Source organism: Mycobacterium kyorinense, assembly GCF_002101735.1.
Taxonomy (GTDB): Bacteria; Actinomycetota; Actinomycetes; order Mycobacteriales; family Mycobacteriaceae; genus Mycobacterium; species Mycobacterium kyorinense.
Map to the genome: position 1 here is coordinate 199,738 of NZ_LQPE01000143.1, position 16,532 is coordinate 216,269.

Consider the following 16,532-nt stretch of genomic DNA (forward strand, 5'->3'; position numbering starts at 1 on the left):
CTGCGGTCGTAGGCTGTGCCATGAGATGTCCAGGCTTACGTGTGCACTGGCGGGTGCGTGGCTGCTGATCGCCGGCCTTCTGATAGCCGGGTGCGGTTCCACTGTCGACGGCACGCCGTCGGCCGCGCCGGGCGCCGGGCGAACGGAACCCTCCTACCCGAAGGCCCGACCGCCACTGCCGCCGACAGCAAAGCCGTCCCAGCCGGCGTCGCCGAGTCCGACGGCACCTGCCGGCGCCATTCCGCTGCCGGCCGACCCGGACGGATACGTCTTCATCGAGACGAAGTCAGGGCAGACGCGCTGCCAGATCGCCAAGGACAACGTGGGCTGCGAAGCGCCGTTCACCAACTCGCCGATGCAGGACGGCGAGCACGCCAACGGCGTCAGCATCACCGCCAGCGGGGATGTGCATTGGGTGCTGGGCAATCTCGGTGACATCCCCGCGGTCACGATCGACTACCGCACCTACGACGCGCAGGGCTGGACGATCGCGGCCAGCCAGAGCGGCACCCGCTTCACCAATGACCACACCGGTCACGGCATGTTCGTGAGCATCGAGAAAGTCGACACGTTCTAAAGCCGCATAGTCTGTCGGTCGTGGACTTTCGCGTATTCGTCGAACCCCAGCAAGGTGCGAGCTACGAGACCCAGCTCGCCGTCGCGCAGGCCACCGAATCACTGGGCTTCTCCGCGTTTTTCCGGTCCGATCACTACGTGGCGATGAGCGGCGACGGGTTGCCCGGCCCGACGGATTCCTGGGTGACGCTCGGCGGCATCGCCCGGGAGACCTCCACCATCCGGCTCGGCACACTCGTCACCTCGGCGACCTTTCGCCACCCCGGCCCGCTGGCGATCTCGGTCGCCCAGGTCGACGACATGAGCGGCGGACGAGTCGAACTGGGGCTCGGCACCGGCTGGTTCGAGCGTGAGCACCAGGCCTACGGGATCCCGTTTCCGCCGCCACGCGAGCGCTTCGCCCGGCTGACCGAACAACTCGAACTCATCACCGGCCTCTGGACGGCGCCAAACGGCGAGACATTCGACTACGCGGGCGCCCACTACGCGCTCAACGACTGCCCGGCCTTGCCCAAACCGGTCCAGCGGCCTCATCCGCCGATCATCATCGGCGGTCTGGGGGCCAAGCGGACACCGCTTCTGGCGGCGACGTTCGCCGACGAATTCAACGTTCCGTTCGCGTCGCTGGACACCGTGAAAACCCAATTCGGACGCGTCGCCGACGCGGTCGACGCCAACGGCCGGTCGGCGGATTCGATGACGTACTCGGCCGCGTTCGTGCTGTGCGCCGGCCGCGACGACGCCGAACTCACCCGGCGGGCAGCCGCCATCTGCCGAGAGCTCGACGAGATGCGGACCAACTCGCCGCTCGTCGGCACGCCCGGCGAGATCGTCGACCGCCTCGGCGCATTCGCCGAGATCGGCGTGCAGCGGGTGTATATGCAACTGCTCGACATGTCGGATCTGGAGCACCTGCAGCTGTTCGCCGACGAGGTCATGCGGCAGCTCTGAGTAGGATCGACACGTGGCCCGCTACGGTCCTCAGGACGATCCGAGCAGACAGCCGACGCAGATGGCCGAGGTGCAACAGCCAACCGGCCCTATCGAATCCGCCGACGCATCCGAGCCGCAGCCGCCTCCCCCCTGGTATCGCAAGCGATCGCTCCTGGCTGCCTGGGCCACACTGGTTGCGATCCTGGTCGTATTGATCATTTACGGCCTGATCCAGCTCTCCACTGGCGGTGGCGGCGGTCCGGCCACCACCACCTCGACGACTCCGTCCTCGACGACCACCACAACGCCGTCGACCACAGCCACCACGACCACCACAACGCCGTCGCCGAGCAGCACCGAAGAGGCGCCGCCGCCGGCGACCAACGCTCCCGTCGCGCCGCAGCCCGGGCGGCCGCCACCGGCGCACCACGAGCCGCCTCACATACCCAAGCTGCCGCCGTTGCCGCCGCTGCCGTCGACGATCACGTTGCCGCACACGGTGATCACGCTGCCGCCGCACATCTGACACGCTCGGCCCGCCGCCCGCGTGGCATCAGCGTTTTTGCGATCCCGATGGCTACCATCGGCGACCGTGGCAGGCTACGAACCCCCAGGCAACGGCGGCGACGAGCCGACCCAATATGGCCCCAGGTACGGCCAGGGCGGCTACGACCAGGGTGGCGAGCCGACCCAATACGCGCCGAACTACCGCGAAAGCGGCGAGCCGACCCAGTACGCGCCTGATTACGGCGGATACGAGCCCGAACCGGCATACGACGAGGGCGAAGCGGAACCGCCGGCCGAAGCCACGCCTTGGCATCGCAGGCCTGCGGCGCTGATCGCCTGGGGTGTCGCGGTCGCGATCCTGATCGCCCTGATCGTTTGGGGAATCCTCCAGCTGACGAGCGGGCACGGCAAGACCCCCACCACCACGACGTCGTCGACGACCACCACCACGACGGCGCCACCCACTACGACGTCCGCTGCGCCGGTCGTTCCGCCCGCCACCCCCGCGCCCACCACCACGACAGTGCCGACAACGACGACCACCACCACCACCACGACTACGACGACTACGACTACGACCACCACGACGACAACCACCACGACCACCACCGCGCCGACGACGACGGCCACCACCACATCAGCGCCACCCGGCGCCTTCACCCCGCCGTCGGTGATCACGTTGCCGCCGATCACGCTGCCGCCAGGGCTCTGAGCCGATACGATCGCTTCCCGTGAAGGGGACCGAACCACCCGACAACGGCGGCGACGACCCGTTCATTCGGGCTGACGACCCGTCACCGTGGTACCTCAAGCCGTGGGCACTGGCGGGATGGGGTCTGCTGGTCGTCTTCCTGATCGGGGTGATCATCTGGGGTCTCGTCGTGCTGGCGACTGGCGGCGGAGGCGAAGCGCCCTCCCCCACCACGACGACGACGACCACTACTACCACCACGACCACAACCACCATCACAACCACCACGACCACCACGACCACGACCGTGGAACCGACAACCACGGCCCCGCGATGGACCACGCAAGCGCCGCCACCGCCTGTGACGAGCGCGCCGAAGCATCACTGGTGGGACGATCTACCCCCCATCCACGTACCCGGCGTCAACCCCTAAGAGTCTGTGCGCCTTGATATTCGGCGACGATCGCCTCGGCGCTGCGCACCGCCGCACGGCATGCCCTGGTGGTGAAAGGGTCATTGAGGGGGTGTTCCGCGCGACGGCGCCAGCGTTGGGCAGCGGCGAACGCCGCGCGCGGACCGTCATAGCTTGCCCCGGCGGACAGGCCGAGCCGGCTGGCCGTGTCGGTGCCCGACCCGCCGATGATGCGACGCAGCGAGGCCATCTCGTCGTCGTTCAAAGTTGTTTGCCGCGAAGACAATTGGCTTAGCAGTCGAAGCTCCTCGAAGGCGTGGGTGTCGGCCAGCAGCGGGTCGATGTCGGCGATGACGTAGGGCGTGGCCGCGATCGGGTGAGCCTCGACGAATCGCCGCAACGACACCAGCGCCGTGTGCGCCTTGAGCATGTCGGCGCGCTGCGCGAATTGCTGGTCGATCACCTCACGCAGGGCCACCAGCCCGCTGCGTTTCAACAGCTCGTCGGCCAGACCCGCCGCGTCGCCGACACCGGACCGCAACACGGCGAGCGAGATGCGGATGCCGAACATGCCGAACCTCTCCACCAGTTGCCTGCGGGTACCGCCATCCACCGGCAATGCGCTGCCGGGGCGGGCGAAGCGGTCCACGCTCAGCATGGCCTTGTTGAGCTCGGTGGCATCGACCGCGGCAAGCTTTTGCAGCGCAACGAATTCCGACTGTCGCAGCGTGCGCGCGGTCAGTGCTAACAGCCCCGACACCGGCACCACCGCCTGACAGATCCCGGTCTGGTTCATCTCGGCGGTGAACCGGGCAGCGACATCCTTGGCCGACAGCATCGCGTCGATTCGCCCGGCACCAATCTCGTCGGCGCGCGACGCCACCCCGATGATGCCCAGCGCTCCCGCCGAGGTGCCGACCAGATCGCCGATCTGCTTGAGCAACGCGATGTCGGCGGCGTTGAGAGTGCGCAACAGGAACGCCACCGCATCGACTCGCGGCACGCCGTCTTCGGGTACCAGCAGCCGCAGGGTGCGCTCGGAGACGTCGCGGGCCAACGACGACGTGCCCGGGGTGTCGATGATCGTGATGTCGATCAGCTCTGGGGCGGGCCACTGCACATCCAGATCGACCACATTGGCGGGGTCTAGGCGGCTCAGGTCGAAGGTGAGCCCGCCGTCGTGGGTGATCGGCACGTTGCAGCGGCGCCCGCCGCGGTGGTTGGCGGTGACTTTGGGAGTGGGGCCGTGCCGAAACCACGTCACGATCCGGGTGGCCTCAGTGGCGTCGGTGGGGGCAATGTCTTGTCCGACAAGCGCATTGACCAATGTTGACTTGCCCGCCTTGAGCGTGCCGGCAAGCGCGATGCGCATCGGTTCACCCAGCCGCGCACCGATGCGTTCGAGTGCGGAGAACACGTCGGGACGGCCGCGGTACGCCGGGTCGCCTTGGTAGGCGCGGATGGTCCCGCCCAGGATGGCGCGGACCTGTTCGCTGGTGCTCACACCACGGCCGCCGGGGGTGCGAGGGCATCCACGTTGGCGGTGACCTGGTTGAGGATGTCGAGTTGACGCTCTAATTCGCGAATTCGGTTGTCGCGCTCGGCTTCCTGCAAGCGTGCCGCGGCAATGCTGGCTTGCAGCGACTCGTTCAGCGACCGGGTGGCCTGATTGGCGATGCTGCGGTAGTGATCGCGCAGCTGACGGTGGATCACCTTGAGCCGGTCGCGTGACTCCTTGCCCACCACAAACGACACATCGTCGACAAAGCGGCGCACGTTCGTCTTGGCCTCGTTGCGGGCGCGCAGCAGCCGGTTTTCCTTGTCCTCCTTGTAGGCGTGCCGGCCCAAAAGCAAACCGGCGCCTACCGACAACGGGTTGAACATGCCCAGCCCCGCCACCGCCGAGGACAGCATGCCGAACATCACCATGCCGCCGTACGAGCCGCGCATGCCGGTGATCACCTTGTGGCCCTTGCCCGCCGGCTTCGTCTCGAGGCGGGCCAGCGATTTGAGCTGCCCGAAATCCGCACCCATCGCTCGGGCGCTGAGCTCCGGCAGGGCGACCGCGCCCAGTCCCACCTCCATGAAGCTGCGGGCCACATCGTCGGCAAGCGTCCGGGCCCGTTGATAAGCCCACACAAAGTTATCCCCCACGGCAGTGGCGATCGCGTTCTCCACCTCGGCGCCGATCTCGGCCCAATGCCGGGTCGGGTCGCAGGAGTCGATCGTGCGCTCGGCGTGTTCGGTGATCGCGCGAAACCGCGCCCGCAGGTCGTGGTCGACGTCGGCGGTGAGGTCGCTGATGCCGTCGTTGAGCACCTGTTGCCAGAGGGCGCTTTGCTGCAAAGCGTCCTCGGCCTCGCGCTTGCGCTGCTCGAGGTCCTCGGTGAGCCGCCGTTGCGGGTCGTCGAAGGCCGACAGCTCAGCGGTTACCGAAAGCATCAAATGCTCTGCAGCCGAGCGGATCTCGTCCAATACTTGGTCGCGCACCCGGTTATTCTCGCGGGACAGCACTGTGTCGCTGAGGAATCGAACGATTGCGGGGAAGTTGGACTCGTTGTTGAGTTCCTTGTCGTTGAGTTGGATTGCGTGGCTGCGCAGTAGCGACGAGACGGGGACGACGGGCATCGGTACTCGGGCGCGTTGCAGGTGACCCATGTTGGTTTTGACGATCTCGCGCCAGTGCGGATACAGGTCGATCTTGGTGGCGAGAATCAACCCCACGGGGCAGATCCGGTGGGCCTGCTGCACGAACCGCATTTCCGGCTCGGTCAACTCCTGGCTGGTGTCGCTGACCATCAGCATCGCGTCGGCGGCGGGCAACAGCCCCAGCGTCGCCGACAGGTGCGGCTGACCGTGCCCGCCCACGCCCGGGGTGTCGATGAACGTCAGCCCGCCCTGCAGCATCGGGCTGAGCGCGCTGACCTCGATCCGTAGGACTTCCCGGCCCGCGGCCTGGGGCGCCCGTCGCACATCCGTCTGGATGTCGGCGACGGGGATGCTGACGGATTCCTCTTCCCCGTTGGGTTTTCGGACGACGATTCGGGCCGACGGTTGCGCGCCGTAGCCGACGACGGTGGTCAGCACCGTCGCCTCGTCGTCACCCACCCGGGCGACCGGCATATTCAGCAGCGAGTTGAGGAGCTGGCTCTTGCCCTGCTTGAGCTGCCCGGCGATCACGACCCGGATCTGCGGATCGGTGATGCGCTCGCGTGCCTGCGCCAACCGCTGCACCAAGTCTTCGCGATTGTTGAGGCCGGCGATTTTGCTGGTGTGATCGATCAGTTCGACGATCACCGCCACCCGACGCGGGTCAGCGGGCTGGGTCACCGGGTCGCCCTGCTTCTTGCTCGCGATCAGAACCCGGCGTGCGGGTCGACGGGGTGGTGCACCGCCGCATCGGTTTCCGCCGCTGTGCTGTGCGACAGCGACACGTCGTGGCTGCCGTCGAACACCGAATGGCTTGATGCGTCGACGCCCGACTGGCCGGATGCGTCGAAGACCGAGTGATCCGGAGCGCCGACGGCGGAGTGTGTTTCGAACGTCGACCCCTGACTGGCGCTGACCGAGCTCGAGACACCTTGGTGCGCAGTGCTTTCCGAATTCTGGATGACCGAGCCAGATGCGGCATGACCGGCTGTTACTGAGCCGCTGTCGTGGATGACGCTGCCCTGACTAGTGACGTTGGTGGCGCCGGCTAGCGAGGTGCTTTCGTGGCTGAGGTTGTCGCCATGGCCGCCGGCGCCGACCGTCGCGGCGCCGCCCGCGCTGGTCTGGCCACCCGCGCCGGCCTGGCCACCGAAGCCGCCCTGACTTGCGAAACCGGCACCACCCTGAACTCCGCCTCCAGCTTCGCCGCCCGCGCCGAGACCGGGGCCACCACCCGCGGCCTGCCCACCGGCTCCCAGCCCACCAGTTAGATGAGTCCCGCCGCTGAGCGCGGCGCTTTCGTCGGCGAGGAAGTTACCGCCGCCACCGCCGGCCGCCGCGGCAAATGCAGCGCTACCGGCCGCACCGGCTTGGGCGCTGAGGCCTCCCACACCGCCCAGTGAACTGCTCACCTGCGCACCGCCGACACCAAGGCCCGAGCTTCCGTCAGCGCTCAAACCGGCACCACCGCCGGCACCGAACGTCGCGCCTCCAAGAGCACCGGTTTGACCACCCGCACCGACGCCGCCGAACGAGCCGCCGAATTGCGCACCACCGGCACCGCCCAGACCCGCACCACCGCTGAGCTGTCCGCCCGCGCCGGCCTGACCGCCGGCTCCGGCTCCTGCCTGGCCACCGCCACCGGCTTGGCCGCCGGCACCGCCACCGGCATGAGCACCGCCGCCGAATCGACCTCCGACCTGGCCGCCGCCGTCGATTCCGGCCTCACCCCGTCCGTCACCGTCGAACCCCCCACCAACCTCGCCGCCAGCACCGCCCTGCCAACCAAAACCACCACCAGCGTCACCACCGAGCCCACCGCCAAAGCTCCCGCCGGCCTCACCACCGAAGCCCCCGCCCATACCGAAACCTGCTTGCGCGCCGAAACCCCCACCGACACCGAAACCGGCGTCGACGCCGAACCCAACCGATTCGCTCAGCCCCGCGCCGCCGCCCATCCAGGCGCCGGCCTCCCCGCCGCCGCTGAGGCCGGCGCCGCCGTCTACGAACCCGCCGTCGTTAGCCGAGAACGACGGCGAGGCAAACCCAAACTGGCTGGAGACCGCCTGCTGCAGGCCCGCCATCGGGTCGGCGCTGTCGATCGTCAGGCCGGGCACTGCCGTGGCCGCCACCGACGAGACCTGCTCGGCGGACACCCCTGCCAATCCCGCGTCACTCATCGCCTGCTCGGGAGAGGCAACAAATGCCCGGGCCGCATCCTCGTTCCGGAAGAGATCGAGGATGTAGTCGATCAAAGAGGTCATGTCAGAGCGCCTTTCGATGGGTCTCGGTGAAGTCCTCGGCGATCTTAGAGCCCCGATATGCGTCCTCCGGCAGCCCGAGTCGGCCCGGCGAGTCCGACCGAGACCACTTCTTTAGACCGACCAATGCGCTGCATTAGCAGAAGCTAGGCGCGGGATGATCCGCCGACAAGGCCGCGCCCAACCCGGTGCGGACCGTCGACACAGGTCGCCGGCCCGTCGACCACACCCAAAGACAACGCCGGCGTCGTCAACCGGCTACCCGACCGCTGCCCCTGGACCCACAGGAAACGCAAAGCGAACTCCCATGAACAATTCGTGGCGAGCGGGCGACCAACTGACGCGGCCGCAGGATTAGGGAACGCCGCATCGGAGGAAACGGTTACGGGGGAATCGTCGATGAGGCCCGGATCCGTCCGTCCTCACCCATGGGGTACCGGCGCCGACGATCACCACACAACCGATTTACAGGGGTTTACGACATATGACCGACGCGCTCGGGTTGTCCGTCGGGATGGCCAACCTGGTCGCGGCACGAGTGGGCAGCGCGCCGGTGACGCGCCGATCCGTGCTGACGCTGTTCGGCCACCGGCCACCGGAAGTAGGAACGCCGGAGGACAACCCGAACCTCACCGAACCCGGCCTGGTGCTGAGCGGGTTCGTCGAGCAGATCGGCGACCCGACTCCGCTGATCGCTCCCGACGGATCCAGCCACAGCAGCGAGGCGCTGGCGGTCGAAGCGCTCGACGCGATGGCCCGCACCGTCGGCTACGGGGCACCGGTGACGATCGCGGTCCCGGCGCACTGGAACCCCACCACCGTCGGGACACTGCGAGAAGCATTGGGCACCAAACAATCCCTCACCGCTGGCGCGGCGCCGACTCTGATCTCCGACGCCACGGCAGCGCTTGCCGCGCTCTACGCCAAACCCGGGTTCCCCACCGACGGGATCGTTGCGCTGTGCGACTTCGGCGCCAGCGGCACCAGCGTCACGCTGACCGATGCGGCAGCGAATTTCCAGCACATCGGCCAAACACTGCGCTACCCCGACTTCTCCGGCAACCGGATCGACCAGGCCATCCTCAGCCACATACAGGCGCGCGTCGTCGCGCATTCCGACGCGGCGGGGACTGCGCCGGTCGGCACGCTGTCCCGGCTTATCGAAGAATGCCGACGCGCCAAGGAACAACTGTCTGCCGCGACGGTCGCGGTCATCCCGGCCGAGACGCCCGGCGCGGCCGACGACATCCGCTTCCTCCGCACGGAACTTGAGCGCCTGATCGCCGACCCGCTGGGCCGATTCGTCTGCAATGTCGAAGACGTCTTGCGGCGCAATCAAATTCCGCCGGCAAGGCTGGCCGCGATCGCGACGGTCGGCGGTGGTGCGTGTATCCCGTTGGTCACCCAACAACTCGAGCAGCGGTTACAGGCACCGGTGGTCACCACGCCACACCCGGCGCTGAGCGCCGCGATTGGCGCGGCGGTGCTTGCGGAGCAGAAATCGTCTGCCGCTGCGCCTAACGGCATGGGTGCTCCGACCGGCGCGCAGCCCACCGCGCTTGCCCCGGGCGGTGCCGCTGCGGCCCCGACCGAATTTGACGCGCCCGTTCCGACCAACGTCGCCCCCGCCGCGTGGGCAGCGGGTGCGGCCGCTGCGGCTGCCGGCGAATCGGTCGACGACGGCGCCCCATCGGCGACCTACCGCGCGCTGGCCTGGTCACAGGAGGCGTCCAGCGGCGAGGAGTCACTGCCCTATCACGGCGAGGATCACAGCGGCGAATACGGCCGCAGCACGACGGCCGCTCCGCCACCCGCGACGTCCGAACCCGCCCCTGCCGACTACGCCGCTGCACCCGAACCGGCGCGGCGACACAAGCGCTCGGGCGTCTTGTTCAGCATGGTCGCCACGGCGGCCCTGGTCGCGCTGCTCATAGCCGGCGTGGTGGTGTTCAAGTTGAGCTCCACCGACCACGGACCCACCCAAAAACCCCTACCCACGCCGAGCACACTGCCCAGCGTCGGCTCGCTGCCTCCCGCGCCGCCACCGGCGACCGACACCGAAACACCGTCGAACCCCAGTCCCACTGAGTCCGCGGTCCCGCCGCCACCGCCGACGACCACCGAACCACCGACAACCACCCGGACCACGGTGCCCACCACAACAACCACGGTGCCGACCACGACCACCACGGTGCCGACCACCACGACCACCCGCCCGTCAACCACCTACCCCACCACGACCACAACCCCGCCGACCTTCAGCTATCCCATGTATCCGCCGGTGGTACCGCCCAGCACGACGGCTCAGGTGCCGCCATTGGTCCCGGTCAGGCCGACCTATGGCCATTACCCGCCGTTTCCAAGTTAGGGCAGCCTTTGTCGCGGTCGGCACGACGAAGATGTCACTATGAGCAGGCCAAGCAGGCCTGAGCAGGCACGGCCGGATGGTTACCAGCCAGTAACATTGGATAAGTTACCGCTCAGTAACGCCCGAATTGGAGATGCTCCGTGGAGACGCAGACGCTGATCAGACTGGTAGTCGGCCTCGGCATGACAGCGATCGTGCTGCTGTTTGCCGCCCGCCGGGTCGGTTGGCTGGCCAAACTCATCATGTCCGGCCAACCAGCCAGCGGACGCACCGACGAGGTCGGCGCGCGCATCGAGGTCGAGGTGGCCGAGGTACCCGGCCAGCGCCGCCTGTTGAAGTGGACCATTCCAGGCCTGGCGCACTTCTTCACCATGTGGGCGTTCTTCGTGCTGCTCACCGTCTACATCGAGGCATACGGCCTGCTGTTCAGCCCGCATTTCCACATCCCGCTGGTCGGGACGTGGGACGCGCTGGGCTTCTTACAGGACTTCTTCGTGGTCGCGGTGACTCTGGGTATCGCCACGTTCGCGGTCATCCGTCTCAAGCGCAATCCCAAGGAGCTCGGCCGCACGTCGCGTTTCTACGGCTCGCACACCGGAGGCGCGTGGCTGATTCTGTTCATGATCTTCAACGTCGTGTGGACCTACTGCCTGTTGCGTGGCGCGGCGTCCTACCTGGGCAACCTTCCCTACGGCAAAGGGGCGTTCCTGTCGCATCTGTTCGGCAAGATACTGAGCCCGCTCGGCCACACCGGCAACGAGATCCTGGAGACGGTGGCGCTGCTGCTGCACATCGGGGTCATGCTGGCATTCCTGATCATCGTGCTGCACTCCAAGCACCTGCACATCTTTGTGGCGCCCATCAACGTCGCCTTCAAGCGACTGCCCGACGGGCTGGGCCCGCTGCTGCCGATCGAGGCGGACGGCAAGCCGATCGACTTCGAAAACCCGCCCGACGAGGCCGAATTCGGCCGCGGTAAGATCGAAGACTTTTCCTGGAAGGCGATGCTCGACTTCGCCACCTGCACCGAGTGTGGGCGCTGCCAGTCGCAGTGTCCGGCGTGGAACACCGGAAAACCGTTGTCGCCCAAGCTCGTCATCATGGATCTGCGCGACCACTGGATGGCCAAGGCGCCCTACATCCTTGGTGAGAAGGAAGCCGACGCGGAGGGCGGCTACATCGAGTCCGGTCGCGGGGAGGGCCACCACGTCCCGGAATCCGGATTCGGCCGGGTTCCTGGCTCGGGTCCCGAGCAAGCCAGCCGTCCGCTGGTGGGCACCGCCGAGCAGGGCGGCGTGATCGACCCCGACGTGTTGTGGTCGTGCGTGACGTGCGGCGCTTGCGTCGAGCAGTGCCCGGTGGACATCGAGCACATCGACCACATCGTCGACATGCGCCGCTACCAGGTGATGATGGAGTCGGAGTTCCCCTCCGAGCTCTCGGTGCTGTTCAAAAACCTTGAGACCAAAGGCAATCCGTGGGGCCAGAACGCCGGCGACCGCACCAACTGGATCAGCGAGGTCGACTTCGACGTCCCGGTCTACGGCGAGGACGTCGAGTCCTTCGACGGCTACGAGTACCTGTTCTGGGTGGGTTGTGCCGGCGCCTACGACGACAAGGCGAAGCGGACCACAAAGGCCGTCGCCGAACTGCTGGCCATCGCCGGGGTGAAGTACATGGTGCTCGGCACGGGCGAAACCTGTAACGGCGACTCTGCCCGCCGCTCGGGCAACGAGTTCTTGTTCCAGCAGCTGGCCCAGCAGGCCGTCGAGACGCTGGACGGGGTCTTCGAGGGCGTGGAGACCGTCGACCGCAAGATCGTGGTGACCTGCCCGCACTGTTTCAATACCCTTGGGCGCGAATACAAACAGCTGGGCGCCAACTACACGGTGCTGCACCACACCCAGCTGCTCAACCGGTTGGTGCGCGACAAGAAGCTGGTGCCGGTCAAACCGGTCGACGGCAACGGCAGCGGCCCTTCGATCACCTACCACGACCCGTGTTATCTGGGCCGGCACAACAAGGTCTACGAGGCGCCGCGTGAGCTGATCGGGGCTTCCGGCGCGACGCTGACCGAAATGCCGCGCCACGCCGATCGCAGCTTCTGCTGCGGCGCCGGCGGTGCCCGCATGTGGATGGAAGAGCACATCGGCAAGCGGATCAACCACGAGCGGGTGGACGAGGCGCTGGCCACCGGCGCCACCACCGTCGCCACAGCGTGCCCGTTCTGCCGGGTGATGGTCAGCGACGGCGTCAACGACCGCGCCGAGGCGGCCGGGCGCGAGGACGTCGACGTGCGCGACGTGGCCAACCTGCTGCTGGAGTCCATCGATCGCAGCAACATCACGCTGCCTGCCAAGGGAACCGCCGCCGAAGAGGCCGCCAAGGCCGCACCCAAGGCCGCACCGAAGGCCGAGGCGGCGCCCGCGACCACGGCGGCACCCGCCGAAAAGCCGGCTGAGACAGCCGAACCCGCTCCCGAAAAGGCCACGAAGGCGGTCACCGGTTTGGGTATCGCTGGCGGAGCCAAGCGACCGGGGGCCAAGAAAGCAGCCGCGCCAACGCAATCCGCGGCAGCACCGGCCGCCGAAGAGGCCAAAGCCCCGGCCGCACCGGCTAAGGGGCTGGGCCTGGCTGCCGGCGCAAAACGACCCGGAGCCAAGAAGGCCGCGGCCCCCGCACAACCGGAGGCCGCAAAAGCGCCGGCCGCCGAAGAGCCGAAGGCCGAAGAAGCCAAAGCGCCTGCCGCACCGGTCAAGGGCCTGGGCATCGCGGCCGGAGCCAAACGACCCGGCTCCAAGAAGACCGCCGCACCCGCGCAACCGGCTGCCGAGCCGAAGAAAGAGCCGGAAGCGGAATCCCAGGCCGCGCCCGCGACCAAGGAAGGTGACGGCGAAGCCACCACGCCGCCGGTCAAGGGGCTCGGCATCGCCCGCGGCGCACGCCCGCCGGGCAAGCGCTAGCCGGCGCCACGGAGTACGTCGGCGTCCGCCGGCGCGTACTCCGCCGAATCCCGGAAAAGGGTGGCTGGAGTAGCGTTTCCAACCTGGGTCAGCGTGGCGATGTGTGTGAACGGATCATCGACGGCTTCACGGGTTCCAAAGAACGGCAGCAACGTCGGCACTTCTACGATGTGGCTCGGGTTGTCGACCACGGTAAGCATCCTCACGACCGGATGATCCGAGACCAGGTCCTGGATGGCTCCTGTCGATGCGAACTGACTCTCAGTGCACAACACACGCGCTCCGGCTTGTCCCCACACGTGAAGCTTTCCCGCCTCCGACAAGAACGCCTCCGGATCCTGCGAGAAGGACACTTGAGGCGAGTAGCACGAGCGAGTTTCCTGCATCATTCGATGGGTGACGAGTGTCGCTTCCACCGACAGACGTACCAGCCGAACGGTTCGGGAGTCCACGTCGATCACTCGCTTGTAGTCCCCGGTTTCGCCTGGATTGAGAAAGCTGTCCTCGTAAGACGCGGCGATGATCGTGGCGTACAGCAACGTCGAATCTCTTGGTAGAGTTGGCTTTTCGCGGTAGTCATCTCTCATTGACCTTCCACTCGGATCCAATCCGGCCAGCAGTGCCTCGCTAGTGGCGGGCTCGGTCGGCGTTCCAACGTGGTAGGACGTGACGCGGATCAGCCCTGCAGGCATGTCGACCTGGACAGAACCGCGGTTGTGCAGCGTCACTTTCGCCAACAAGTGGATGATCGGACCCGTCGAGCCCATCGGTGACAACTCGGTATCGACGTCGACGAGCGGGCTTGAGGCCTCGGGCAGGTACTGGGTCTGCATCCAGAACTGCACCAGACCGATCAACGGGAATAGCGCGACAACCACCGCAGCGCCCTTCGTGACGGCAGTGCGCGCATAGCGACCGAGGTAGAGCACCCAGATCAGCGCGATCCCGCCGAACGTCAATGCGACGCCGGTTATCCCCAGCAGTTGGCTGACGGGGCTGCGCTGGTCGACCAGCCACACGTAGGCCGCCAGACCCATGATGAAGATCTGGCTCACCATGGCGGTCATCAGAGCGTTGGGTGAGCCCCTGACGATCTGACCGAAGGCCAGCGCGCAGGTGATACCGATGCCCAACAGCAGGGCGGTCCCGATCAGATCCCACGCGGACGTCGTCAGCGTCGCATTCCAGACCGCCAGTGCGACGACGAGCCCGGCGTTGATGCCGACCCAGCAAGCAAGCAGGATCCGTAGCGATTTGGGCAAGCTGCCGACGGTGACGTCGGGTTCCGATGGTTGTGCTGCGACCGCCGGCTCGTGGCCGTCTCGACCGAGGTTTGTCTCGAGTTTGAGCTTCATCGCTGCGCCTCACATGTTCGGTGATGGCGGCACTGTACGGCGACGCAGCAACCCGGCGCGTGAGTAATCGGCTACCTGTTTTCCTGCGGTTTTTCGGGCACATGCCCGCAGTCGTCGACTTCAGCAAATTTCCATTGGACGGCCATGGCACCATGGTGGACGTGACTACGCATCAGTTGCCCTGGCATGCCACCGGGCACCAGCCGCGCCAGCGCACGTTTGCGCAGTCGTCGAAGCTGCAAGACGTCCTCTACGAGATCCGCGGCCCGGTACACGATCACGCGGCGCGGTTGGAGGCCGAGGGGCATCGCATCCTCAAGCTCAACATCGGCAACCCGGCACCGTTCGGGTTCGAGGCGCCCGACGTGATCATGCGCGACATGATCCAGGCGCTCCCATACGCGCAGGGCTATTCGGACTCCAAGGGCATCCTGCCGGCGCGGCGCGCGGTGGTCACCCGCTACGAACTCGTCGACGGCTTCCCGCGATTCGACGTCGACGACGTCTATTTGGGTAACGGGGTCTCGGAGCTGATCACGCTGACCCTCCAGGCGCTGCTGGACAACGGCGATCAGGTATTGATCCCGGCCCCCGACTATCCGTTGTGGACGGCGTCGACCTCGCTGGCCGGTGGAACGCCGGTGCACTACCTGTGCGACGAGACGCAGGACTGGCAGCCCGATATCGCCGACCTGGAATCCAAGATCACCGAGCGCACCAAGGCGCTGGTGGTGATCAACCCCAACAACCCGACCGGAGCCGTCTACAGCCGCGAAGTGCTCACGCAGATAGCCGATTTGGCGCGCAAGCATCAGCTGCTGCTGCTGGCCGACGAGATCTACGACAAAATCCTCTACGACGACGCCAAGCACATCAGCATGGCCTCGGTGGCGCCGGACGTGTTGTGCCTGACGTTCAACGGATTGTCGAAGGCCTATCGGGTTGCCGGCTACCGGGCCGGCTGGTTGGCGATCACGGGACCCAAAGACCATGCCAGCAGCTTCATCGAAGGCATCCATCTGCTGGCGAATATGCGGCTGTGCCCGAATGTCCCTGCGCAGCACGCGATCCAGGTGGCGCTGGGCGGTCACCAGAGCATCGAGGATTTGGTGTTGCCGGGCGGTCGGCTGCGTGAACAGCGCGACGTGGCCTGGACCAAACTCAACGAGATCCCGGGGGTTTCGTGCGTCAAGCCGGCCGGGGCGCTCTACGCCTTCCCGCGGCTCGACCCGGAGGTGTACGACATCACCGACGACGAGCAACTGGTGCTGGACCTGCTCTTGCAGGAGAAGATCCTGGTCACCCAGGGCACCGGATTCAATTGGCCTGCACCGGATCACCTGCGGATCGTGACGCTGCCGTGGGCGCGTGACCTGTCGCACGCGATCGAGCGGCTGGGCAACTTCCTGGTCAGCTACCGCCAGTGACGCCGAGGCGCTGATCAAACCTCGGGGCAGAACACTTCCCGGGCGATGTCTGCGAAATCGGCTGCGGTATCGGGCGTCAGGTCCGGCGATCCGGCGACAATGTCGTCGATGACCTGCTCTTCACTTTCGCCGCGTTCCAGGCGTGAGCAAACGCGGTGCGCATCGTTGACCGCGACATCGGTGGATTGGGATAGCTCAATGCCTTCGCTGGACAACAGCCAGAGGAAGCGGCTGTCCTTGTCCATCGTCCCCGGCGAGGCAGCAGCCGGCGCGTCCTGCGACGACGACGTCGATCCTTTCGGCGCGGGATGGTCACGTTTCCAGTAGGAAACCGATACTGCGGCAACGACGATGAGAGCGACGACCACCGCGACGAGCACAACTCCGCCA

The 16,532-nt window shown here is 66.9% G+C and carries 14 protein-coding genes and 1 pseudogene; 10 read left to right on the forward strand and 5 right to left on the reverse strand.

Annotated elements, in window-relative coordinates; translation table 11 throughout:
- Positions 1-25 precede the first annotated feature (25 nt).
- The 5 genes from AWC14_RS19465 (at position 26) to AWC14_RS29030 (ending at position 3,140) form a co-directional block, all read left to right on the forward strand.
- The gene (locus AWC14_RS19465; RefSeq protein WP_045376729.1) at positions 26-577 is read left to right on the forward strand and encodes a hypothetical protein; all 552 of its coding nucleotides are present in this window, start codon (positions 26-28) and stop codon (positions 575-577) included.
- Between the two features lie 20 nt (positions 578-597).
- Positions 598-1,527 carry an LLM class F420-dependent oxidoreductase gene (locus AWC14_RS19470; RefSeq protein WP_081968074.1) on the forward strand — a complete coding sequence of 310 codons (930 nt, stop codon included), beginning with the start codon at positions 598-600 and terminating at the stop codon, positions 1,525-1,527.
- A gap of 13 nt (positions 1,528-1,540) precedes the next feature.
- A complete protein-coding gene (locus tag AWC14_RS19475; RefSeq protein WP_045376723.1) occupies positions 1,541-2,035 on the forward strand; it encodes a hypothetical protein in 495 nt (164 codons plus the stop codon).
- Positions 2,036-2,101: 66 nt separating this feature from the next.
- On the forward strand, positions 2,102-2,728 hold the full coding sequence (locus AWC14_RS29025) for an oligopeptide transporter substrate-binding protein (RefSeq protein ID WP_162835651.1): 627 nt from the start codon (positions 2,102-2,104) through the stop codon (positions 2,726-2,728).
- Positions 2,729-2,747: 19 nt separating this feature from the next.
- A complete protein-coding gene (locus AWC14_RS29030; RefSeq protein WP_052425544.1) occupies positions 2,748-3,140 on the forward strand; it encodes a hypothetical protein in 393 nt (130 codons plus the stop codon).
- Here AWC14_RS29030 and iniC read toward each other — a convergent pair.
- Both iniC and AWC14_RS19495 read right to left on the reverse strand, forming a co-directional pair.
- Positions 3,130-4,623 carry an isoniazid-induced dynamin-like GTPase IniC gene (gene iniC / locus AWC14_RS19490; protein WP_057003151.1) on the reverse strand — a complete coding sequence of 498 codons (1,494 nt, stop codon included), beginning with the start codon at positions 4,621-4,623 and terminating at the stop codon, positions 3,130-3,132. The two genes, AWC14_RS29030 and iniC, sit on opposite strands and share 11 nt — an antisense overlap.
- Positions 4,620-6,449, reverse strand: coding sequence for a dynamin family protein (locus tag AWC14_RS19495; protein WP_045376717.1), 1,830 nt, complete (start codon positions 6,447-6,449; stop codon positions 4,620-4,622). Before AWC14_RS19495 ends, iniC begins: the two co-directional genes overlap by 4 nt.
- 383 nt (positions 6,450-6,832) lie before the next feature.
- On the opposite strand from AWC14_RS19495, the gene AWC14_RS29745 reads away from it, so the two are divergent.
- Both AWC14_RS29745 and AWC14_RS30005 read left to right on the forward strand, forming a co-directional pair.
- Positions 6,833-7,039 (forward strand): hypothetical protein, encoded by a 207-nt coding sequence (locus AWC14_RS29745; RefSeq protein WP_156419147.1) that lies wholly within the window; start codon positions 6,833-6,835, stop codon positions 7,037-7,039.
- Complete coding sequence (locus tag AWC14_RS30005) at positions 7,040-7,171, forward strand: hypothetical protein (RefSeq protein ID WP_272947957.1); 132 nt, start codon at positions 7,040-7,042, stop codon at positions 7,169-7,171.
- Positions 7,172-7,939: 768 nt separating this feature from the next.
- Here the strand turns inward: AWC14_RS30005 and AWC14_RS30260 are convergent.
- Positions 7,940-8,032 (reverse strand): annotated as a pseudogene (locus AWC14_RS30260) (IniB N-terminal domain-containing protein); the annotation flags it as partial.
- A 481-nt stretch (positions 8,033-8,513) separates the two neighbouring features.
- On the opposite strand from AWC14_RS30260, the gene AWC14_RS19510 reads away from it, so the two are divergent.
- Entirely contained in the window at positions 8,514-10,397 is a 1,884-nt protein-coding gene (locus AWC14_RS19510; RefSeq protein ID WP_045376715.1) for an Hsp70 family protein, read from the forward strand.
- 182 nt (positions 10,398-10,579) lie between these two features.
- Positions 10,580-13,360 carry a (Fe-S)-binding protein gene (locus tag AWC14_RS19515; RefSeq protein ID WP_428838989.1) on the forward strand — a complete coding sequence of 927 codons (2,781 nt, stop codon included), beginning with the start codon at positions 10,580-10,582 and terminating at the stop codon, positions 13,358-13,360.
- On the opposite strand, the gene AWC14_RS19520 is transcribed toward AWC14_RS19515, so the two are convergent.
- Positions 13,357-14,715: a hypothetical protein gene (locus AWC14_RS19520; protein ID WP_057003153.1), complete on the reverse strand. Its 1,359-nt coding sequence runs from the start codon at positions 14,713-14,715 to the stop codon at positions 13,357-13,359. The genes AWC14_RS19515 and AWC14_RS19520 overlap by 4 nt on opposite strands.
- Positions 14,716-14,849: 134 nt before the next feature.
- Here AWC14_RS19520 and AWC14_RS19525 point away from each other — a divergent pair, with 134 nt between their 5' ends.
- Positions 14,850-16,142, forward strand: coding sequence for a pyridoxal phosphate-dependent aminotransferase (locus AWC14_RS19525; protein ID WP_045376741.1), 1,293 nt, complete (start codon positions 14,850-14,852; stop codon positions 16,140-16,142).
- 14 nt (positions 16,143-16,156) lie between these two features.
- Here the strand turns inward: AWC14_RS19525 and AWC14_RS19530 are convergent, their stop codons facing one another.
- The gene (locus AWC14_RS19530) at positions 16,157-16,522 is read right to left on the reverse strand and encodes a DUF732 domain-containing protein (protein WP_052425540.1); all 366 of its coding nucleotides are present in this window, start codon (positions 16,520-16,522) and stop codon (positions 16,157-16,159) included.
- Between the last annotated feature and the right edge of the window lie 10 nt (positions 16,523-16,532).